This window comes from Streptomyces sp. NBC_00335, assembly GCF_036127095.1.
Classification (GTDB): domain Bacteria; phylum Actinomycetota; class Actinomycetes; order Streptomycetales; family Streptomycetaceae; genus Streptomyces.
The window spans coordinates 3,754,245-3,774,242 of record NZ_CP108006.1 but is presented as its reverse complement, the minus strand read 5'-3'; the positions used below and the strand labels follow the sequence as shown (position 1 = coordinate 3,774,242).

17 protein-coding genes are annotated in these 19,998 nt (G+C 71.3%); 8 read left to right on the top strand and 9 right to left on the bottom strand.

Translation table 11 applies throughout. The features are described from left to right. Window positions 1–80: 80 nt before the first annotated feature. Window positions 81–293: a hypothetical protein gene (locus OHA37_RS16855; protein WP_266906035.1), complete on the bottom strand. Its 213-nt coding sequence runs from the start codon at window positions 291–293 to the stop codon at window positions 81–83. Window positions 294–838: 545 nt separating this feature from the next. Here OHA37_RS16855 and OHA37_RS16850 point away from each other — a divergent pair. Genes OHA37_RS16850 through OHA37_RS16840 form a run of 3 tightly spaced genes read left to right on the top strand, consistent with a single transcriptional unit; the run spans window position 839 to window position 4,860 of the window. After that, complete coding sequence (locus OHA37_RS16850; RefSeq protein ID WP_266906033.1) at window positions 839–2,986, top strand: helix-turn-helix transcriptional regulator; 2,148 nt, start codon at window positions 839–841, stop codon at window positions 2,984–2,986. Window positions 2,987–2,989: 3 nt separating this feature from the next. Continuing rightward, window positions 2,990–3,985: a hypothetical protein gene (locus tag OHA37_RS16845; protein WP_266906031.1), complete on the top strand. Its 996-nt coding sequence runs from the start codon at window positions 2,990–2,992 to the stop codon at window positions 3,983–3,985. Further along, the gene (locus OHA37_RS16840; protein WP_266906030.1) at window positions 3,982–4,860 is read left to right on the top strand and encodes a DUF6339 family protein; all 879 of its coding nucleotides are present in this window, start codon (window positions 3,982–3,984) and stop codon (window positions 4,858–4,860) included. The genes OHA37_RS16845 and OHA37_RS16840 overlap by 4 nt, the downstream gene beginning before the upstream one ends. Window positions 4,861–4,877: 17 nt before the next feature. On the opposite strand, the gene OHA37_RS16835 is transcribed toward OHA37_RS16840, so the two are convergent. The 4 genes from OHA37_RS16835 to OHA37_RS16820 all read right to left on the bottom strand — a co-directional run bounded on the left by OHA37_RS16835 (window position 4,878) and on the right by OHA37_RS16820 (window position 9,757). After that, window positions 4,878–6,239, bottom strand: coding sequence for a DNA cytosine methyltransferase (locus OHA37_RS16835; RefSeq protein ID WP_266906028.1), 1,362 nt, complete (start codon window positions 6,237–6,239; stop codon window positions 4,878–4,880). 11 nt (window positions 6,240–6,250) lie between these two features. Then, window positions 6,251–7,243 carry a DNA cytosine methyltransferase gene (locus tag OHA37_RS16830; protein WP_266906026.1) on the bottom strand — a complete coding sequence of 331 codons (993 nt, stop codon included), beginning with the start codon at window positions 7,241–7,243 and terminating at the stop codon, window positions 6,251–6,253. A gap of 412 nt (window positions 7,244–7,655) precedes the next feature. Next, window positions 7,656–9,110: a DHA2 family efflux MFS transporter permease subunit gene (locus tag OHA37_RS16825; RefSeq protein WP_266906024.1), complete on the bottom strand. Its 1,455-nt coding sequence runs from the start codon at window positions 9,108–9,110 to the stop codon at window positions 7,656–7,658. Between the two features lie 14 nt (window positions 9,111–9,124). After that, on the bottom strand, window positions 9,125–9,757 hold the full coding sequence (locus OHA37_RS16820) for an NADPH-dependent FMN reductase (protein WP_266906022.1): 633 nt from the start codon (window positions 9,755–9,757) through the stop codon (window positions 9,125–9,127). A gap of 129 nt (window positions 9,758–9,886) precedes the next feature. Here OHA37_RS16820 and OHA37_RS16815 point away from each other — a divergent pair, with 129 nt between their 5' ends. After that, window positions 9,887–10,603, top strand: a complete 717-nt coding sequence (locus OHA37_RS16815; protein ID WP_266906020.1) for a TetR/AcrR family transcriptional regulator — start codon at window positions 9,887–9,889, stop codon at window positions 10,601–10,603. 112 nt (window positions 10,604–10,715) lie between these two features. Beyond that, on the top strand, window positions 10,716–11,882 hold the full coding sequence (locus OHA37_RS16810) for a serine hydrolase domain-containing protein (RefSeq protein WP_266912868.1): 1,167 nt from the start codon (window positions 10,716–10,718) through the stop codon (window positions 11,880–11,882). On the opposite strand, the gene OHA37_RS16805 is transcribed toward OHA37_RS16810, so the two are convergent. Both OHA37_RS16805 and OHA37_RS16800 read right to left on the bottom strand, forming a co-directional pair. After that, window positions 11,860–13,944 carry a DUF2207 family protein gene (locus tag OHA37_RS16805; RefSeq protein WP_266906018.1) on the bottom strand — a complete coding sequence of 695 codons (2,085 nt, stop codon included), beginning with the start codon at window positions 13,942–13,944 and terminating at the stop codon, window positions 11,860–11,862. The genes OHA37_RS16810 and OHA37_RS16805 overlap by 23 nt on opposite strands. Further along, a complete protein-coding gene (locus tag OHA37_RS16800; protein ID WP_266906016.1) occupies window positions 13,945–14,508 on the bottom strand; it encodes a LemA family protein in 564 nt (187 codons plus the stop codon). 123 nt (window positions 14,509–14,631) lie between these two features. Here OHA37_RS16800 and OHA37_RS16795 point away from each other — a divergent pair, with 123 nt between their 5' ends. The 3 genes from OHA37_RS16795 to OHA37_RS16785 all read left to right on the top strand — a co-directional run bounded on the left by OHA37_RS16795 (window position 14,632) and on the right by OHA37_RS16785 (window position 17,155). Continuing rightward, window positions 14,632–15,213 (top strand): GNAT family N-acetyltransferase, encoded by a 582-nt coding sequence (locus OHA37_RS16795; protein WP_266906014.1) that lies wholly within the window; start codon window positions 14,632–14,634, stop codon window positions 15,211–15,213. 65 nt (window positions 15,214–15,278) lie between these two features. After that, on the top strand, window positions 15,279–15,788 hold the full coding sequence (locus OHA37_RS16790; RefSeq protein WP_266906012.1) for a SigE family RNA polymerase sigma factor: 510 nt from the start codon (window positions 15,279–15,281) through the stop codon (window positions 15,786–15,788). Between the two features lie 95 nt (window positions 15,789–15,883). After that, a complete protein-coding gene (locus OHA37_RS16785; protein WP_266906010.1) occupies window positions 15,884–17,155 on the top strand; it encodes a hypothetical protein in 1,272 nt (423 codons plus the stop codon). Window positions 17,156–17,165: 10 nt separating this feature from the next. On the opposite strand, the gene OHA37_RS16780 is transcribed toward OHA37_RS16785, so the two are convergent. Together OHA37_RS16780 and OHA37_RS16775 are read right to left on the bottom strand one after the other, a co-directional pair. After that, window positions 17,166–18,833, bottom strand: a complete 1,668-nt coding sequence (locus OHA37_RS16780) for a bifunctional 3'-5' exonuclease/DNA polymerase (RefSeq protein ID WP_266906008.1) — start codon at window positions 18,831–18,833, stop codon at window positions 17,166–17,168. Between the two features lie 334 nt (window positions 18,834–19,167). Further along, a complete protein-coding gene (locus OHA37_RS16775; RefSeq protein WP_266906006.1) occupies window positions 19,168–19,989 on the bottom strand; it encodes an NAD(P)H-binding protein in 822 nt (273 codons plus the stop codon). Window positions 19,990–19,998: the final 9 nt, after the last annotated feature.

Genomic DNA, 19,998 nt, shown 5'->3' with positions numbered 1-19,998 from the left:
GTGCCTTCGTGAAGCAGAGGGTTCACTGTGAAGGCGTTGTTTGTTGCGAGACCGAGACTTCAGGCCCTTGACGTGCTGAATCAGATCGGGGGAGCAGGCTCGTCCGGGACGTCCGGCAGGCCCTGAGTCATCTTCGCCAGCCCGGGGAACCTGTTGGTGAAAACCTCCTCGGACAGGTCGTGGTCGTGAAGGACCTCGAGAACCGCGGGCTTGCTTCCAGCCGTCATAATCGCCAGCTCGAATGCGCTCGACTCCCGAAACGAGTCCAACGATTCACTGTCCTGCTCATTCATCTGATCCGCCCCTGGTTGGTTGCATCCTGCAGCTGCACAGGGGTGCATTTGGGCACACGTCCCCCGTGTGAAGTGATATGGGTAAATCTGAGCCTTGGGTGAGACTTTCGTCCTCGTTAACGCTAGGGGATGGAAGTCTCGTGCAGCCAGCCCTTTGCGGAAGGTTTTCTTCTGTGCGGCTCTGGAGGCGTCTTCCGGGAATGGGGTTTCGGAATTTGGGCGCACTTCTCCCCGGTCGCCCGACCTCCCGGGTTTCGGGTTTCGCGAGCGAGATGGCATCCCCATCGTCGGCGACCTTATCGGGTATTCGCTCGAACACGCAACCCGAACTCCCGCTCACATAAGGGGAGTTGAGTGGTCCGCTTGCAGAGGCACTGCACGCAAGGGGGAATACCTGATCATTAAGGGCAAGTCGGACATCGAGTTGAAGTGGCCTGGCGATCGAAGCCGATCAACTGCCGGTTGACGCTTGCGCCCTTGTCAAATTAGCCTCGTGATCCACAGCATGCGATCGGCATGGGAGTCCCAGGAGAGGCAGGCGGCGCGTGGAGACAGGTGAGGAATTCGGGCCCTGGCTGTCCCGACAGCTCGCGCTTGCGGGGAAGACGCAGGCCGAACTGGCCGACGAACTCAACCTGACTCGGGCCGCGGTGTCCGCGTGGATCACCGGCAGGTCGACTCCTCGTCCGACCACCATGACGGACATCGCCAAGGCGCTCGGCACGGACGTGGGTACGGTGCACACCCGCACCACCGATACCCAGGCCGGCCTTCCGGTCACCTGGTACCACCGCCCCGGCTATCCCGATGGCGGCCGTGACCTGGGCAACGCCGCCGCCTTCGCCTTCGACGCCGACGTGCAAGTCCTCGCGCGAGAGACGTGCCAGAACAGCCTGGACGAGAGGCTGACGGAGAACGGCCGCCCCGTCAAGGTCCGTTACACCCTGCACGAGCTCACCGGCGACGCCCTGGACGCCTTCCGCGAGGCGATCCTCTGGAACGATCTCTTTCCGCACTACTCCGCCGTCTCGGAGACCGCCGGCAACCAGAAGGTCGGCCGGGTCGTGGACGCCGGGGTGCGCGACATGTACGAGAAGGGCCGTTTGGTCCTGCTGCGAGTCGACGACTACAACGCTTCCGGTCTGACCGGCGACGATTACGGGGACGGCAAGTTCGCCGCCGTGGTCAGACGCCAACTGGAGAGCCTCAAGTCCGGTCCTGGCGCCGGAGGGTCGTACGGCTTGGGCAAGGCGACGCTGTGGGCCACCAGCTCCCTCGGGCTCGTCCTCATCAACTCCACTCTGTCCGTGCCTCACGAGGGACGTACCGAGCGACGGGTCATCGGCCGCCTCGAACTGCCGTGGCGTGAGGTCGACGGCGAGTCGTACGCCGGCCCCGCCTGGTTCGGGCGCCCTGATCCTCACTCGCCCGGGGCCTTGGTCGCCCGTTCCTGGTGGGCGGACGAGGAGACCGTGGAGAACCTGTATCTGGCCCGGGAGAGCGACGAACCCGGCACGTCCTTCCTCATCGTCGGTGCGCACGATGTGGCCGGTCTCGCGGCGAACTCCTCCGATCCCGATGACGGATTCATCGGCGACGAGGAGAGCGACGAGGACACGCGTGACATCAACACGATGCACGCCCGACTGGTCGAAGCGCTGGGGCGTGACTTCTGGGCCGCGATGACCGGCGGGGGCGGCAAACTCCCCCTCCTGGAGGTCTCTGTCCGAGCCCTGCGAAACGGCAAGGAGGTCGTGGCGGAGCAACAGGTGGACCCGTCTGTCGAGCAGCCTGCGCGGACCCGTGCCCTGAGGGCGCACTACGAGGGCACCACGGTGGATCGTCTCACCGAGGCCGGGCAGGTGGCGGTACGGAGCGTCCCGTTGAAGCTGCCGTTGTCCGGGGGCGCCCACGGGACGTTCGGTACGCACCAAGCGGTCTTGCTTCTCACGGAGGCCGAGGGGGACAGGGACGGGGCGAAGAACCGGATGCACTCGCTGCGCGGCAATCGCATGACCGTCAAGAGGAGCGTGGTCCCGAGGCTGCCGAGCAGCACCAATCCTTTCCAGGCCGTTCTGCTGGTCGGGGCGGCAGCCGGAGAGACGGCCCCCTTCGCGAAGGAGGCCGAGGACTTCCTGCGTGCGGCGGAACCTCCCGAGCACGATCGTTGGGGGCAGACGGAAGAGCTGACACTGCGGTGGTCACCGTCCGCGTACCGGCGGATCAACGCACTGACCGCCGAGGCCAACAATGCGGCGAGAGAGCTTGTCGCACGGCCGAAGCGCAGCAGTGGCGAAGGCGGTGAGGCCCTGCGCAAGGCGTTGACGGTGCGGACGAGGCCCAAGGCCAAGACACCCGCCGGCCCCGTGGTTCCACTCTTGGACGGGCTCGACGCGATGGTCGGCGACGCCGGGGAGTGGCGGATCACCGGCGAAGTGAGCATCCCGCGTGGCGACGAGATCGTCCCGATGATGCCGGTGGCTCAGCTGGACGTGCGCTCGGGGGGCCGCCCCAGACTGGACTGGGCGGAGCTGGTGGGCGTCGAAGGGTGCGAAGAGGTGGACGGAATGCTGTACTTCACGCCTGGCGCGCGGCGCGCGAAGTTCCGAGGAACCACCGACGCCACCAGCCACCCGGTCAGGACCACCCTCACCCGTCTCGTTGTCGAACTCCGTGCCGGCAAGGGGGAGTGACCAGTGAAGTTCTACCCGTACAAGCGGCTCAACCGGCCGATCGCGCTCAGAGTGACCTCTGTCTCTCTCAAGCTCTCCGACGGCACCCGCGACCAGTTGGAGACCACCGCGTACTCGAACCAACAGCAGGCTGTCGCGCTCGGCATCGAGGGCCACACGGAATGGGTGAGCGCCAGGATCGGTGTTTCGGCGACGCTGCCGCCCGGGGCGAACGCGCCGGACGCGCCCTGGTCGGATCTGTGTGTCCTTGCCGTACTCACGGACGGCGAGACCAATGTCCGTACCTCTGCGAATCTCACGCTCGACACGGGTGACGGCCGGGACTGGTCCGGCTCGCTGGAGGTGTTCCGTGACGATCACCTGGCGCGGGCCTCCGTCGCCGTGTACGCCATCGGGACAGTGGAAGGAGTGCGCGGACGGTCGATCGCCGAGACCGACCGGAGTTGGATCATCGACACGGTTTCGGACGAGCCCGTCCGTGGGCTCCAGCTCGACGTTCAGAAAGCGTCGTTCAAGAGAAGCTCCCGGGAGTGGCTCCAGGCCTACGCCGACGCGCCCTGGGTCGTGGACACCTCGTCCAGGGTCCCCACCGTGTTCGTAAACACCGATGTCGAAGGTGTCATCGATCTGCTGGACAGCAATGGCTCGGGTGTGGACAGCAAGGTGCGTGACCTCTTGGTCGCCCAGATGTCCACCGACGTCTGGACCGCAGTGTTTCACGGTGCCATCGGCGATCTCGAGGTGGAACCCGGTGGCGGGCCGGTCTTCCCCACCGACTGGCAGGGCGAGGTGCTACGGGAGATGCTCCCGGACGTGATTCCCGGCGTCCATGTCGAGGAGGCCCTACGGCAGGTCCATCGCCGGCGCACCGGCGAATCGGGGTGGGTGGAGCTACAGACGCGTATCCATTACGCGGCGGTCCGCCGCGCCGATGCCACCAAGGCGCTTGCCTTTGTCATCCGCAGCCTGGAACAGATGAACCGCGAGAGTGAGACGTGATCACCCAACCGAACCACGTGCCGGAGCGCCTGGGGCTGCTCGCCACCTCTGCCGTCGATCCGTTTCTCACCGAGGAGCTCCTCAAAGGCGAACAGGTTCACGGCGGCATCGATCTCGCCAAGGTAGTCGAGCCGCTCCCCGAGGGCGACGCCAGGTGGTGGGTCGAGCCGATCCGGAGCCTGGTGGAGGACGCCATGTTCGAGTTCCGGGAGGACCGCACCCGCGCCGACGCCTGGCTCGCGCCTCGGCTCCATGCCACGCTGCGCCTGACGCGGCGGGAAGCGGCGGACAAGCGTCTGTGGAACCACCTCGCCCTGGCTGTGGCCCCGGACTATGTGGTCTGGCGGCACCAGCCGGAGCCGACGGCCAACAGGCCGGAAAGGCGCATCGCCGCCGAGCGCTTCCGTGGCCCCGCGGACCGGCAGTGTTTCTCGCGCCTGTGGTGGGCGGCCGAACTCTTCCGGAACGGGTCGGACTACGAGCCGGTAGAGGTCGCCTGCGGAAATCAGGACCTCATCCACACCGTTCTCCGGACCGAGCTGATCGATCACCGTCCCACCGCTCAGGCCCTGGTCCGTCTCCTGAGGAGCGGCCAGGTCTCCGGCGGGCGAGAGGTCAACGGCCTCAGCGTCGCGATCAATACCGTGGGAGCGACCTTGCTCTACGACATCCTCGCGCCGGACCAGCCCCGCGACCCCGCCCGACTGCGGGACTGGATCGCGGAAGCGGAATCGGCGCCACCGGTCGAGCGGTACGAACTCCCGAACGGGCCCGACGAGGACCCTGTCCCGGAGGAGTCCGTAGCGGCGCTCACCGGCTACTTCGCGGAGCTGTTCGAGACTGCGCCGGTCAGGGGCAGGAAGAGCGGGGATTGACCTGGGCCCTGCTCGGGCTACTTCGCCGACGCCTTCTTGCTCTTACGAGGGCGCACGGAGGAAGGGGGCGGCACCTGGTCCGTGGGGCGCGGGCACCTGTCGGTGCAAGCGTCGGCGGCCCCGCAGCCGCTGCTACGCAGCTTGGCCCGCTGCTCCTCCGTGGCCGGCTGCCACGGCTTCCGCAACGCCTCCGGGTCCGGCTTGGGGAGCCCCAGAGCGGCGCTCAGCAGGTGTGCACCGAACAGCGGCGGTACCGCGTTGCCCACCTGCTGGGCCTGCGCCGTACCGGACCACGGATAGTCCGGCGGGAAGGTCTGCAGCAGCCCGGCCTCGTTCATGCTGAACCGAGGGCCCTCGTAGACGATGTTCTCGTCGAGGTGCTCGAAGACCACGAAGCGGGAGATGCGGCCGGTGACGGTGGCGGCGGGCTGCTGGTCGGTCCGCACTCCACGCCTTCCCGGAATCCCGGAACTGCCGTAGTTCGAGCGGACCAGGAAGGGCTTCGGACGTCCCGGGTGCGAGCCCACCGGATTCCCAAGGGCATCCCGCATCGACTTCCAGGGCTGTGGCTCCTCGTCCCTCTTCGATGCGGGGGCGCCGTCGTCAAGAGTCGGTTGATGGACCTGTTCCGCGGCCTGGTCGGGTTCGCGCGTCCCGTTCTTCCGATTCCATTCCTTCGCTTCATAGGCATGGTGGGTCCGACGGGGGAGCGAGGGCTCTCCGAGCCCTTCACGCCGAGCGATCAGTACAGCGCGGGAGCGTGTCTGAGGCACCCCGTAGGTCTCGGTGGCGAGGATGTCGACGACGACCTTGTACTTGGTCCCGTCGGGGAGCCCCGTCTCCTCCAGGACCTTGGCGTAGTGCCTCCAGAGCGGGGCCACCGCAGGGACCTGCTCCAGGACGATGACGTCGTACGGGCGGTGCCCCCGATTAGGGCTCCTGGTCGCCTGAATCGCGTATCGGAGAGGTTCGAGGACCAACGCGGTGCGCGGATCGGTGAGGGTTTTCAGATCCTCGTCGATCTTCTGGTCGGACTCGCCGGCCATCAGCCGCTCGATGTACTTCGCGACCTGGTCCAAGGCTTGGCGTCCGGCGCCGTGCCCGGCCACAGAGTACGTCTGACACGGAGGGCCACCTGCGAGCACGTTGATCTCCGGCGGCAGGGACTCGAAGGAATCCCTGCGTGCCGCGCTCACGTCGGCGTGAAGAGTGTCCAGCCCGGCCGCGTATCGCGTGAGGCACGCACTTTTGTCCCACTCGATGCCGAGACTCGGGAGATCGAGCCCCTGCGCAGCGACATCCAGCCCTCCGGGTCCTGCGAAGAGGTCCAGGACAAAGGGGTTGTCGAGGATGGGCTGGTGGTGCGCCGAGCTGGTCATGTGGCGGAAGTCTAGCCGGCCGCGGGCCCTCGCGGATCCCGGTTCAACGCTTCGGCTACGGCCCGTCCCAGCGCCTCTCCGACCGGCGGCGGGGTCGCGTGGCCGATCTGGCGGTACCGGGCGGTCTTGAGGCCGGAGATCCGCCACGCTTCGGGGAAGGCTTGGAGCAGGGCGGTCTGGTCCACCGTGATCCGTACCAGTCCGTCGTCACCGAGTGACGGATCCCATGTGAAGTCGGGGCCGGGCGGTTCGTTTCCGAACGACTTCGTGTAGACCCCCATCCGTCGCCACTTGGCCTTCGTGCCGCTCGGTCCGAAGTCGGGGCCTCCGTGCGTCTTGGATCCACCCACCAAGGTAGGTGCCACGCTCGCCGCCTGGGCCGCCCAACGGTCTGCGTCCGGCCAGCCGCAGGAACGCATCGACGGCGCCAGCGCCGCCCCGACGGACACGTGCTGGTGGACGCTGGGTCGGGGCGGTCGGAAGGCGCTGGCCCACTGCTGTTTGACGGCCACGACGATGCCTTGCAAGCGGTGCTGGGGCACTCCGAAGTCGGAAGCGTTCAGGATGAACCAGGTCAGTGCGTAGCCGAGGTGCTCCAATTCTTCGCGGAGAAAGTCCCGTATCGGGGCCAAGGAGTCCTCGTCGACCAGGGTGGGCACGTTCTCGATGATCAGTGCACGAGGCTGGACGGCGTGGACCAGATAGGCGGTCGCCTCGATGAGGCGCAACTCGGCGTCCGACCGACGCATCACCGTCGCGCTCGACCTCACCCTGGGGAGGCCGGCTGCCAGGAGATCGACGTCGTACACCTCGGGGTGGTCCACGGGGTCGAAGTCGAGGAGGTCCGCTTTCAGCACGTTCCAATGCGGCCGGTTGGCTTTGAGCGTCTCGCAGGCAGTCGGCTCGTTGTCCAAGAGGAGTCGAGGCGTGAAACCCGCTCGTTCCAGCCCCAGAGCGAGTCCACCTGCCCCCGAGCAGATGTCGACAAAACTCAGCCCGCTCAACGATTCCTCCCCGTCCCCGCCGGCCCCTCCCAAGCTCCACCGCCGCCGTGAAACGGAGAGCCACGCCATCCGGTGCTTCGTGCTCCGGCCTCACGATCGTGACTCGCTCCCGACGGCAGTCGACTCCGTACCGTCGAGCCGCTACGGCTGTCGTGTTGATTCCATCACGGGCCGAGCGCGGCCGCACCGGATTCCGCCTGCCGTGCCCCGAAGTCGGCTCGGATCGGCCCCAGGACTCACTCGCCGTGACCTGGGGCTTCTTCATACCCCCGCGGAGCGTCTTCTCGGCGGGTGGGACTGCCATGCCCAGCGGGCCGGGCCTCCTGTGGCGAGCGAGGTGACGATCGTGCACGGCACCGCGATGCGGGTCGGCCGTCGGCCCGCGGGTGTAGTGGCATTTTCCGGAGGCCGGTCAGGGGTGGCGGTCGGGGAGGCGGGAGGCCGGGAGTAGGGCCAGGGCGAGGAGGAGGGCTGCGATCGCGTAGGTGGTGCGGAAGCCCGTGGGGGTCGTGCCCGTTTCGGTCAGGGTGACCGAGAGGAGGGCCGTGCCGATCGAGGCGCCGATCTGGGAGTTGATGCTCAGGAGGGTGCTCGCCGCGGTCAGGTGGGGCCTGGGGAGGTCGCGGCTCGCGGTGGTCATCGTCGGCATCATGACCATGCCGGCGCCGATGCCCATGACGATCGAGGCGCCGACGAACCGCCAGGGCGCCGCATCCGGTGAGCCCGCCTGGAGGGCGGTCAGGGCCATGCCCAGTGCGCCCACCGCGATCCCGGCCCGGATCAGGCGGCGCGGGGAGACCTTGTCGACGCGGCGGGAGGCGATCTGCATGACCAGGCCGACGGTGAGGCCGGTCGGTGCGCCCAGCAGGCCGGCGGCCGTCGCGCTCATGCCGCGGCCCTGCTGCCAGTACATCGGGGCGAGCAGCATGGACCCGAAGTAGCCGCAGGTGAAGAGGGCGAGCGTGGCGATGCCCGCCCGGAAGGTGCGGTCGCGCAGGAGGTGCAGGTCGAGGAGGGGTTCGCGGGCGGTCAGGGCCCGGCGGGTGAAGGCGGCGACGAGCGCGGCGCCGGCCAGGGTGGGGAGCAGGGCGTCGGGTGCGGTGAAGGTGCCGCCTTCGCCGCCGCGGGCCAGGCCGTAGAGGAGCAGGGCGAGGCCCGGGGACAGCATCAGCAGGCCGGGTACGTCCAGCCGCGGCGGGGAGGCCGGGGTGCTCGGGGCGTCGGAGCGCAGCAGTTTCGCGGCGAGGACCAGGGCGACCGCCCCGACGGGCAGGTTGACCAGGAAGATCCACTGCCAGGACGCCGAGTCGACCAGCCAGCCGCCCAGGACCGGACCGGCCACCGGCCCGACGATGATGGGCAGTCCGAGCAGGGCCATCACCCGCCCGAGCCGGGCCGGGTCCGCCGTGCGCATCACCATGGCCATGCCGACGGGCATGAGCAGCCCGCCGCCGAGGCCCTGTACCGCGCGGAAGGCGATCAGGCTGCCGGCGCTCCAGGCGCACGCGGCGAGCAGCGATCCGAGCGAGAACAGGGTGAGGGCGCCCAGGTAGGTGCGTTTGGCGCCGAAGCGGCCCATCGTCCAGGCCGAGGCCGGGATGACGGCGGCGAGCGCGAGCGTGTAGGCGCTGGCGGCCCACTGGATCGTCGCGAGTGGTGCGTGGAAGGCCTCGGAGAGGCGGTGCAGGGCGACGTTGACGATCGTCATGTCGAGCACCGCCATGACCGAGCCGACGATGACGACTCCCGCGGTGCGCCGGAGCAGGGCCGCGGATGCGGAGGCGGAGGCGGGGGAGCCGGCGGCGATCGCGGGGTCCGTGGGCGGCGCCGGCTGGTCGGGGCCGCCGGGTTCTCGGGTCGTACGCATCTTCCTGCCGCCCCTCAGCCCTGGTACGGGCGGCTCGCGCGGGCGGCGCGCAGCGCGCGTCCCCACCAGGCCAGCTGGCCGACCATGCCCTTGACGGCGCCCTCGGCCACGGCGGTGTCGCGCGGTGCGCCGTCCGGGCCGAGCCCGGACCAGGGACCGTGCAGGCTGACGGAGTCGCGGACGGTCACGGCGTGCAGCTCGGCGAAGACCAGCCGGAGCTGCTCGACGGCGCGCAGGCCGCCGCCGAGGCCGCCGTAGGAGACGAAGCCGGCCGGCTTGGCGTGCCACTCCTCGCGGTGCCAGTCGATGAGGTTCTTCAGTACGGCCGGGAAGCTGTGGTTGTACTCGGGGGTGACGATGACGAAGGCCTCGGCGGCGGCCAGCCGCGGGCTGACCTCCGCGAGGGCGGCGGCCGCCCGCGGGTCCGGGGAGCCGCCCCAGCCGGGCATGACCAGCGGCAGGTCGACGTCGGCGAGGTCGATGAGGTCGAGGTCGAGGCCGCCGAGGGCGTGCGCGGCGCCGAGGAACCAGTCGGCGACGGCGGGGCCCTGACGGCCCTCGCGGACGCTGCCGAGGATGACGGCGACGCGCAGCGGCGCGTCCTCGTGGGGCGCGGTGGCGGGAGTGGAAGCGTTGGTGACGGGCATGGCAGGGTCCCCTCGTTGGCGGGGCGGCCGTTCGGTACGGCCGCTCCTCCGGTAAAGTACAACGGGCGTTGTAAAAAGTGCAACGGTCGTTGTACTTCTCGGTCGTTGTTTTTCCCGCGTGGAGGCGCAGTGAGCACCGGAACCCCTGGAATCCCCGGAGCCGGAACCCCCGGAGCCGGAACCCCCGGAGCCGGAACCCCCGGAACCAATGCCAAGAAGCTGGAGAAGCAGCTCGCCATCGCGAGCGCGTCCTGCGGGGTCTTCGGCCGTGAGGGCTACGCCCGGGCCACGGTCGACGGGCTCGCCGCCGCGGCCGGCATCTCGACCCGCACGCTCTACAACCACTTCCCGGGCGGCAAGGCGATGCTCTTCGCCACCGTCGTCACCTGGACCTCGACGCAGGTGCGCGACGCCCAGATCGCCCAGATCGAAGCCGTCCTGAACCCCGTGCGCCCGCCCCGCCCCGAGGACCTGGAGCGGGACCTGGTCGACTTCGCCCACCGGGTCATCGGGCTCCTGACCGACTACGCCGACCACTTCGCGCTCGTCCGCCACATCCACGCCGAGGCCGACCACGTGCCGCCCGAGGTGCTGGAAGCCTGGGTGAACGCCGGCCCCGGCCCGGTGTCCCGCGCGCTTGCCGACGCGCTGGAGGGCCTCGAAGCGGCCGGGCTGATCGACCTGCGCGGTGACGCGATGATGGCCGGCGCCCACTTCATGGCACTGACCTCGCACACCGTCTGGCAGCTCTCGCACTACGGGGTCGTGCCCCTGCCCAAGGAGCAGACGGACCGCCTGATCGCGGGCGGCGTGGGCGCCTTCCTGCGGGCCTATCGGGCCGATTGAGCCCGAGCCGGCCCTTCCGGTCGCCCGGCCCCCGGCCCGGGGCTACGTTGGACGGGTGAGCACGACACGGTTGCGCAGGGCGGCTGTGGGGGCGGCCGCAGTGGGGCTCCTGATGGTGCCCGTGGGGGCCGGTGCCGGGTACGCAGTGGATGCCCCGACACCTCCGGCGGCGAGCAGTTCGGCCGTCTCCGATGAGTTTCCGCAGCTCACCCCCGCCGTGGCGCGGCAGTTGGACGACGCCATCCGGAAGGTGATGGACGAGGCCAAGGTGCCCGGGGTCCAAGTGGTCCTGTCGGCGCCGGGCAAGGGAGAGTACGTACGGGCCTTCGGCGTGGCCGACAAGGCCACCGGGGCGTCCATGACCGACGGCCTCAACATGCGGATCGGCAGCGAGACCAAGACCTTCACCGTGACCGCGATGCTGAAGCTCGTCGACGAGAAGAAGATCGGGCTGGACGACCCCATCGGCAAGTACGTCGACGGCGTTCCCAACGGCGACCGCATCACCCTGCGCGAGCTGGCCGGCATGCGCAGCGGGCTGTTCAACTACTCGGCCGACGAAGGCTTCTTCAAGGCGCTGACCAGCGATCCCCGGCGGCCCTTCACCCCGCAGGAGCTGCTCGCGTACTCCTTCAAGCACCCGGTGCTCTTCGAGCCGAACGCGCAGTTCTCCTACTGCAACACCAACCTGATCCTGATCGGGCTCGTCGTGGAGAAGATCAGCGGGCAGACGCTCGCCGACTACCTCACCGAGGAGGTCATCGAGCCCGCCGGGCTGAAGAACACCCTCTTCCCGACCGGCGCCGAGTTCCCGACCCCGCACGCCCAGGGCTACACGGACCAGACGGCCTCGGGGAAGACCGAGGACGCGGCCGACTGGAACCCCTCCTGGGGCTGGGCCGCCGGAGCGATGATCTCCGACCTCCCGGACATGCGGCGGTGGGCCAAGGTGCTGGCCACGGGTGAGCTGCTCACCCCCGCCACCCAGGCCGAGCGCCTCGATGTCGTACCGGCCCTGCCGGGCACCGGCTACGGACTGGGGATCTTCAACGTCCAGGGGTGGATCGGGCACAACGGCTCGCTGCCCGGCTACCAGTCCCTGACCGTCTACAACCCGGAGCAGTCCGATGCCACCCTGGTGGTGCTCCTCAACACCGACATCTCCGCCGAGGGCGAGGAGCCGAGCACGCTGTTCGGGGAGGCGATCACCAAGATCGTGACCCCGCAGCACGTCTACACGCTGCCCGCCCAGCCCGTCACCGGGGACGAGGACCACTGACCATCCGGCGGGCCGCCTCCTCGGCGAGCGCCGGCAGGGCCGACGGGTCGGCGCCGTCCGGGAGTTCGAGCATCAGGACGTGCTCGCCGCGGCGCAGCACCAGCCGCCGCCCCCGCGCGTAGGCCACGTCGGCCTCACCCGCGCCGACCGGGACGGCGCGCCGCTTGTGGGTGGCGAGGAGACGTCGGCCGAGGGCCCCCGAGGCGGTCTGCAGCAGCAGGGCGGTGCGGCCGTCCGGGGTGACGTAGGTGACGATGCCGAGGCCGGGCAGGGTGTCCGACGCCCGTAGCCGTACGCGCAGGATCCGGGCGGCTTCGGCGACCGGGAGGAACTCCTGCGGATCACCCCGCCGCAGGAGCGTGGAGAGGGCGGCGGGGACGGTGAGTCCGGGCAGCCCGGGGGCCTCCCCGGAGCCGGAGCCGGACCCGGACTCGGAGTCCTCCGCGCCGGAGCCGGAGTCGGAGACCTCGGACTCGGACGGGTCCGCCTCCGGGAACAGCTCGCCCTGCGGTGAGGGCGTCACCAGCACGACCTCGTAGACGTGCCCGAGCACCGGTCCCCGCAGCACCCGTACGACCGCCCCCTCGCGCAGCGGCCCGTACAGCCCGGACCGTACGGGCCAGGCCGTGACCGTGGTCCGGCCGCCCGGGTCGAGCGCCAGGTGGCGCACCCCCCTCCCGGTGCGCAGCCGCACCACCTCGCCCTCGGTCCAGGCCCGCCGGGACAGGTCCAGCAGGGCGGCGGCGAGGAGGAAGAGGTACCAGAGCAGCACGGGACCGGTGATCAGCACCGGAGGCAGCTGCGCCCACACCGCCCGGGGCGGCACCGTCCAGTTCCCGGAGGCCTGGAGCCCCCAGGTGGAGCCGACGAAGGCGAGCAAGCCGCCGTACACGTACGCCGCGAGCGGGATCACGGGCCGCCGGCCGGTCCACAGCCAGCGGGAGCCCATGAGCGCGCCGATCAGCAGGACCAGCTCCACGACCAGCAGCGGGACGCTCGGCACCGGAAGGCGGACCTCGGTCGGCGGATGCGTGTGCCACCAGGCGACCAGCAGCAGCACGATCGAGGTCGACCCGATCCGCCGCAGGGCGAGGCGCACGCTGTCGCGCGGCGGGCGCAGGGTGCGTGCCGGGGCGGGGGCGTAGCGGAGCCTGACCTCGTGCCAGCCGCCGCCGTACGTGGACCAGGCGCGGCGCTCGTCGCGCGGGCCGAGCGGGAGCACGGCCAGTGCGGAGCGGGCCACCCCGGTGGCGGCGCCGTAGGCGACGTAGCGGTCCCAGAGGGCCACCGCCGCCGGGGGCAGCCCGGGGAAGGACTCGTCGCGGGCCAGCCACTCCCGTACGCCGAGCCAGTGCGCGCAGGCCTCGACACCGGCGGGCGTCTCCCGCTCCCCGGTGAGGCGGGCCACCAGTACCGAGCCGCACGCCCACACGCCCAGGCCGACGGCGAGGGACATGAACCAGCCGCCGACCCCGGTCAGCGACACGAACAGGACGGCGGCCAGGACGGCCGGCAGGACCGCCGCCAGCGTCAGACCGGCCTTCAGCGGCGCCGGGTAGCGGTCCCGGGCCAGTCCGCGGTCCCGGGCGTCGGCGGCCACGGCCCGGCCGAAGGCACGCCACCAGCGCCGGTCCTCGTCCTCGGTGCCCCGGGCCAGGGCGCCGACGGGCAGCACCCCGGCGGAGGCCAGGGCGGTGACCCGGGCCAGCACCAGGGCCTCGTAGGGGAGCAGATCCTCCTCCGCGCCCGCTCCGGCGGCCGTCCCGCGCCGTGGCGGCCTGATGCGGACGAGGGTGTCGCGCGGATCGGGGCCGGTCTGCTCCAGCGCGAGGAACCCGCGCGCGGCCAGGTCCAGGAGCGTGGCGCGCGGGGCGCCGCGGCCGGACTCCCAGCCGCCGGTCAGGAACTCCACCAGCGCGGGCGGTTCGGGCCGCAGGTCCATCGTCGGCCCGTCGGCGGCCACGATCGCGGGCCGGTTGGCGACCACCGCCCAGCCGACGGCGGCCAGCCACAGCAGGGCGCTCACCAGGGCGGCCGCCCCGATGAACCAGGTCCAGGTCACTTAGAACCGGACCTGGACCGGGCCGGTTTCGCCCTCGGGCGCACCGAAGAACGCGCGGACGCGGAAGCCCAGGGGCCCGGCGACCAGCAGGGCCGGGAAGGCCGAGACGGCGGTGTTGTAGGCCAGTACGGCGTCGTTGTAGTACTGCCGGGCGTACGCGGTGCGGTCCTCGGTGGTCGCCAGCTCCTGCTGCAGGGAGTCGAAGTTGCCCGCCGCGCGCAGCGCCGGATAGGCCTCGGCGAGGGCGAGCAGCCCGGTCAGGCCGGTGCGCAGGACGGCCTCGGCCCGTTCCTTGTCGGCGGGGCCGCTGGCGGCGACGGCCGCTTCGCGGGCCCGGACGACGGCCTCGAAGGTGCCGCGCTCGTGGGCGGCGTAGGCCTTGACGGTCTCGACGAGGTTCGGGATCAGGTCGTAGCGCCGTTTGAGCTGGACGTCGACCTGGGCCCAGGCGTTGTCGACCTGGTTGCGGCGCCGGACGAGTCCGTTGTAGGTGGCGGTCAGCCAGACCGGCACCAGCAGGACGATCACGACGCAGACGATGACGAGCGTGCCGAGCGGTGTCATGTGTGGCCCCCCGATACGGGCCGGTCCCCTGCCGGCCCGGCCGTAGCGTAGGGCGGCGCCGGTGGATTGGGACCCCCCGCGCACAATGGAATCGGCGCGCGGGAGTGGACGAAGGAGAGCGGTATGAACGGTCGGAAGACGCAGGGCGAACTCCTGGGGGCCGGAGAGCCGGACAAGGTGGTCCTGCGGCAGGCGGGCGAGGCGGATCTGGACATCGCCGCCGAGCTCTTCCGCGGCTACCTGGAGTTCTACGAGGTGGAGGTCGAGGACCCGGAGCGGCCGCGCGCCTTCCTGGCGGAGCGGCTGGCGGGCGGGGACTCCTTCATCCTGCTGGCCGAGGTCCCCGGTGCGGGCACGGTCGGCTTCGCGCAGGTCTATCCGATGTTCTCCTCGCTGGCCATGAAGCCCGCGTGGCTGCTGGGCGACCTCTACGTGGCCCCCGCCGGCCGCCGTACGGGCGCGGGCCGCGCGCTGCTGCGCGAGGTGCTGCGCCGGGCGAGGGAGGCCGGGGTCTCTGGCGTGCAGCTGGAGACGGCGTACGACAACCTCGTCGCCCAAGGGCTGTACGAGGCCGAGGGGTTCGTGCGGGAGGAGTTCCACGTGTACTTCCACGACCTCTCCGAGAGCGCGTCCGAGAAGGGGTCCGAGACCGGGTCCGAGAAGGGGTCCGGGACCGGCTCTGAGACCGGGTCCGCATCAGTTTGAGATCGGCTGAAACATTCCCGGTCCCCGTCGCGTCATTGGGGTGAGACGCACACGAGGGGGAGTGGATGGGGTACGGACGCAGAGATGGGTTCCGTGAGTTCGCGATGGGCAGATCGGCGCACTTGTACCGGTCGGCCTGTCTGCTGACGAGCGGTGACACCCACCTCGCGGAGGATCTCGTACAGGAGACCCTCGGGCGGATGTACCTGCTCTGGGCGCGCGTCGCACGGATAGACAATCCGGCGGCGTACGCGCAAACCGTGCTGGTGCGTGCCTTCCTGACGCACCAGCGCCGCCGGTCGGCGGGGGAGCGCCCGGTCGGGGAGTTCCCCGACGCGGGCGCGCCGGCCGGCGGCGATCCCGCGCTGCGGCTGACGCTGCTGGAGGCGCTGGGGAGGCTGGCGCCGAAGGACCGGGCGGTCCTGGTGCTGCGGTACTGGGAGGACCGCAGCGTCGAGGAGACCGCCGACGCGATGAACGTCAGCTCGGCGGCGGTACGGACCCGCAGCTCGCGAGCGCTGACCCGGCTGCGGGAGCAACTGGGCGGTTCTCTGGCGGAGTTCGCGGGGCGCTGAGCCCCTCCCGCCCCCTCCCGCCCCTCTCCCGCGCACCTCCTTCTCTCCGCTTCTCCTCATTCCACGATCCCTGTGAACGGAAGGTTCGATTCCGCATGTCCCTTGAAGATGAGCTCGGTGAAGCCCTCCGGCGTACGGGTGAGGGCTTCACGGCCGAAGGCCGCGACCTCGTCGACGCCGGGGAGCGGCGCGGGCGGCGGATGGTGGCCCGTCGCCGGGCCGCCGTGGCCGGCGGCTCGGCGCTCGCCCTGGCCCTGATCGGCTCCTTCGGGGCCTACGCGAACGGGCTGCTCGGCCCGGGCGGCGGAGGCGACCGGGGCGAGGTCGTGGCGAACTCGCCCGAGCCGCCCGCCCCGCAGACACCGCCGCCGGGCATGGACCGCGTCGGCAGCGGGGCCGTCTCCGCCGAGCAGCTGACCGGGGTGTTCAAGCAGCTGCTGCCACAGGGGCAGCTCAGCAACATCGAGGCGAGGGGCACGGGCGAGCGGACGGGCGGCCCGATGGTGGCCGGGGTCTTCGGTGACGGCGAGGGCAAGGGCCGCATCGCCTTCGGTCTCAGCCGGGTGGACCCGAAGGGCGAGATGGCCGACGACATGCTGAAGTGCCCCTCCAAGGTCACGCTGAACACGGACAGTTGCACGTCCGAGAAGCTTCCGGACGGCTCCCGGCTGCTGCTCCTCAAGGGGTACGAGTACCCCGACCGCCGCGAGGACACGAAGTGCTGGCGCGCCACGGTCGTGACCCCCCAGGGGTTCCTCGTGGACGCCCAGGAGTGGAACGCGGAGGAACAGAAGGGCGCGCCCGTCGCCCGCCCGACGCCGCCGCTGACCCTCGCGCAGCTCAAGGCGCTCGTGACGTCCCCGCTGTGGCACCCCGCCCTGAACGACCTGCCCGCCGCCGGCCAGTCGCCGCAGCAGGAGCCCGCCCGCCGGGGGCCGAAGGCCGTGGACATCCTGGGCGAAATGCTGAGCAAGGACGGGATCCCGGTCGTGCGCCGGGACGATGACGGGGACGACCTGGGCTACCTGGTGCTCGACGACGGCAAGGGCAAGTCGCTGGTCAGCCTCCAGATCCAGCCCGACAGCGTGAAGTACCCGGGGATGTGGGACGAGGTGTTCGTTTCTGCCGAGACGCTGCCGGACGGGACGAAGTTCCTGACCCGCAAGCGGCCGGGGGAGAAGGGCGGGAAGGGCGTGATCTGGTGGAGCGCCGAGGCGCTCCTGCCGAACGGGACCCGGGTGATCGTGTCCTCGTTCAACTCCGAGAGCCAGTCGTCGGCGGCGACCCGCAAGGCGCCGGTGCTGACGGTGGAGCGGATGACGGAGCTCGCGACGAGCCGGAAGTGGGCCGCGGAGTACGGGCAGTAGTGGCGGGCGGCTATTTGGCGTCCGCGTAGCACTCGACCACCGCCGTGCTGAAGGGGAAGCGGACCGGGGTGTCGCCGAAGGTGATGCGGCCGGCCAGGTCGCCCGCCTCGCGGATGGCCGCGGCCACGGCCTGCGCCTCCTCCTCGGGGCAGTGGACGATGACCTCGTCGTGCTGGAAGAAGACCAGCTCGGCCCGCATCCCCGCCTCCGCGAGGGACCGGCGCAGGGCGGCGAGCAGGAGCAGCGCCCAGTCCGCGGCGCTGCCCTGCACGACGAAGTTGCGGGTGAAGCGGCCGCGCGCCCGGGCGTCGGTGGAGGCGTAGCTGGGGACATAGCCGTCGGGGGCCTCCTCCGCCTCCTCCGGATCGGCCGGGGGCGGGCAGGTCCGGCCCAGCCAGGTCCGTACGAGCCGGCCCTCCTCGCCCGCCTTCGCGGCGTCGTCCACGTAGGCCACGGCCCGGGGGAAGCGGCGGCGCAGCGCGGCAAGGTTCTTCAGGCCGTCCCCGGAGGTCTGCCCGTACACCGCGCCGAGGACGGCGATCTTGGCCATGTCGCGGTCGCCGGAGAAGCCCTGGCGGGAGATGGAGGTGTACAGGTCCTCGGGGCGGCCGGCCACCTCCATGAAGGCGGGGTCCCGGGAGATCGCGGCGAGCACCCGGGGCTCCATCTGGTCGGCGTCGGCCACCACGAGCCGCCAGCCGGGATCGGCGACGACCGCCCGGCGGATCACCTTGGGGATCTGCAGGGCCCCGCCGCCGTTGGTGACCCAGCGGCCGGTGAAGGTGCCGCCGGGGATGAACTCGGGGCGGAAACGGCCGTCGTGGACCCAGTCCGCGAGCCAGGACCAGCCGTGGGCGGTGTAGATCCGGTACAGCTTCTTGAACGCGAGCAGCGGCTCCACCGCGGGGTGTTCCAGGTCCTGGATCTCCCAGCGGCGGGTGGACTTGAGCTTGATCCCGGCCTCCGCGAAGGCCTTGATGACGTCGGCGGCCAGCTCGGGCCGTACGCGGCGCCCGAACGCCGCCGAGACCTCGTCGGCCAGCTCGGCGAGCCGGCGGGGCTGGCCGCGGCCCGCGTACCGCTCGCCGAGCAGCTCGGTGAGCAGGGCCCGGTGGACGTCGGCCCGCCAGGGCAGGCCCGCGCGGTTCATCTCGGCGGCGACCAGGAAGGCCGCCGACTCGGAAGCCACCAGCAGCCGCATCCGGTCGGGGTGGGCGGTGGCGTCGAGCCGCTTCGCCTGGTCGGCGTGGACGGCGACGAGGGCGTCGAGCGGTACGGGGGCGGGCTGGGGGTCGAAGAGCGAGTGCTGGCTGCCGGGCTCCGCCGCGCGCTGCGGGGGATCGGGCGGTACGGGGGCGTTCGTCAGGCGGGCCCAGGCGGCGGCCGCCGAGCGGGGCTCGCCGAGGCGGCCCTCGTGGGCGAGCAGCAGCAGCTCGGCGTCCTCGATGTCGTGGCAGCGGTCCACGCGGGCTCCGGCGGCGAGGAGCCGGGGGTAGACGGCCTGTGTGGAGCGCCAGACCCAGCGGGTGCCGGCGGGGGCGGCGCGGATCGCCTCGGCGGGGTCGGTGGTGGTGACACGGGCTCCGTCCGTGGGCCCGTCGGGACCGGGGAGGGGCGCGGCGTGCCAGCGGGCGTCGCCGTCCTCGGCGAGGGCCCACCGAGGGGTGCGATCGCTCATGAGTGCGAGTGTCCCATCGGGGTCCGACAGTGCTCGTGCGCGCCGCGCTCGTACAGGCGTGCGTGCCGGTGCGCGGGGCGCGGTCCGCGCAGCGACCCTTGCCGCTGCGCGGGGCCGCAGTCCGCGTGGTGGCCCCTGCCGCTGCGCGGGGCGGAGTTCCCCTACCCGCCCTTCCACCGTTCCCAGGGCTCTGCCCTGACCCGGTCCTCAAGCGCCGGACGGGCTGGGGAGGGGTGCCGGGCTGCGCCCGGGCCCCTCTGGGGCTCCGCCCCAGACCCCGGTCCTCAAACGCCGGACGGCTGAGAACACTCAAACGCCGGACGGCTGAGAACACTCAAACGCCGGACGGCTGGATTTGTTGGGAGGTCTTGTAGGTCTCCAGGGCCGAGCGTGGGGTGTGGCCCAGGAGGGTGCGGAGGGGGCCCTGGTCCGGGGTGGAGAGGAAGTCGGCGGCGATGGCCGAGTAGGTGCCGACCAGCATCGGGGGCTGGAAGGGGGCCGTTCCGGGGGCGGAGAGGGCCGCGCGGGCCTCGGCGAGGGTGGCCGGGGCGTAGACGGAGTCCGTCGCGGCGGCCAGGTCGGCGCCCGACAGGGGCTGGTCTCCCACCAGTTCGTACACCCGGCCCGCGTGTGCGGCGGGGTCGAGGGACACCCGTACCGCCACCTCCGCCAGATCCTCGCGGGCCACCGCGGCCAGTCGGCCCCGGCCCAGCGGGGCGGTGATCCGCCCGTCGGGGCCGGGCGCGGCCAGGGCGGCCAGGAGCTCCGCGTACAGGCCGTTGCGCAGGACGGTCCAGGCGAGGGAGGGCGAGGCGGCGAGGCGGCGTTCCGTCCAGCGGTGGGCCAGTGCGTAGGGGAGGTGGTCGCCGTCCTTCGTGAGGCTCGTGTAGACGACGTGGCGGACCCCGTCCCGTTCGGCCGCCGTGACGGCCGCCTCGTGACGGCTGATCACCTCGTCGTCCTCCCCGTAGCCGGCGGAGATCAGCAGGAGGGTGTCCACGCCCCGGAAGTCCAGGGTCGGCGGGACGTCGAAGTCGACCTGGACCTGGGAGGGGCCGGTGGGGCGGCGGGTGCCGATGCGGACGTCCGGGCGGTCCGCCAGCCGCTGTGCGACCAGGGAGCCGAGGCCGCCCGAAGCGCCGGTGATCAAGAGCATGGGAGGGCC

Coding starts and splice junctions, on each gene's coding strand:
- OHA37_RS16785 (WP_266906010.1), top strand. CDS start 15,884: ATGTCCCTTGAAGATGAGCTCGGTGAAGCCCTCCGGCGTACGGGTGAG.
- OHA37_RS16835 (WP_266906028.1), bottom strand. CDS start 6,239: ATGACCAGCTCGGCGCACCACCAGCCCATCCTCGACAACCCCTTTGTC.
- OHA37_RS16855 (WP_266906035.1), bottom strand. CDS start 293: ATGAATGAGCAGGACAGTGAATCGTTGGACTCGTTTCGGGAGTCGAGC.
- OHA37_RS16775 (WP_266906006.1), bottom strand. CDS start 19,989: ATGCTCTTGATCACCGGCGCTTCGGGCGGCCTCGGCTCCCTGGTCGCA.
- OHA37_RS16820 (WP_266906022.1), bottom strand. CDS start 9,757: ATGCCCGTCACCAACGCTTCCACTCCCGCCACCGCGCCCCACGAGGAC.
- OHA37_RS16795 (WP_266906014.1), top strand. CDS start 14,632: ATGAACGGTCGGAAGACGCAGGGCGAACTCCTGGGGGCCGGAGAGCCG.
- OHA37_RS16825 (WP_266906024.1), bottom strand. CDS start 9,110: ATGCGTACGACCCGAGAACCCGGCGGCCCCGACCAGCCGGCGCCGCCC.
- OHA37_RS16810 (WP_266912868.1), top strand. CDS start 10,716: ATGGTGCCCGTGGGGGCCGGTGCCGGGTACGCAGTGGATGCCCCGACA.
- OHA37_RS16790 (WP_266906012.1), top strand. CDS start 15,279: ATGGGGTACGGACGCAGAGATGGGTTCCGTGAGTTCGCGATGGGCAGA.
- OHA37_RS16780 (WP_266906008.1), bottom strand. CDS start 18,833: ATGAGCGATCGCACCCCTCGGTGGGCCCTCGCCGAGGACGGCGACGCC.
- OHA37_RS16800 (WP_266906016.1), bottom strand. CDS start 14,508: ATGACACCGCTCGGCACGCTCGTCATCGTCTGCGTCGTGATCGTCCTG.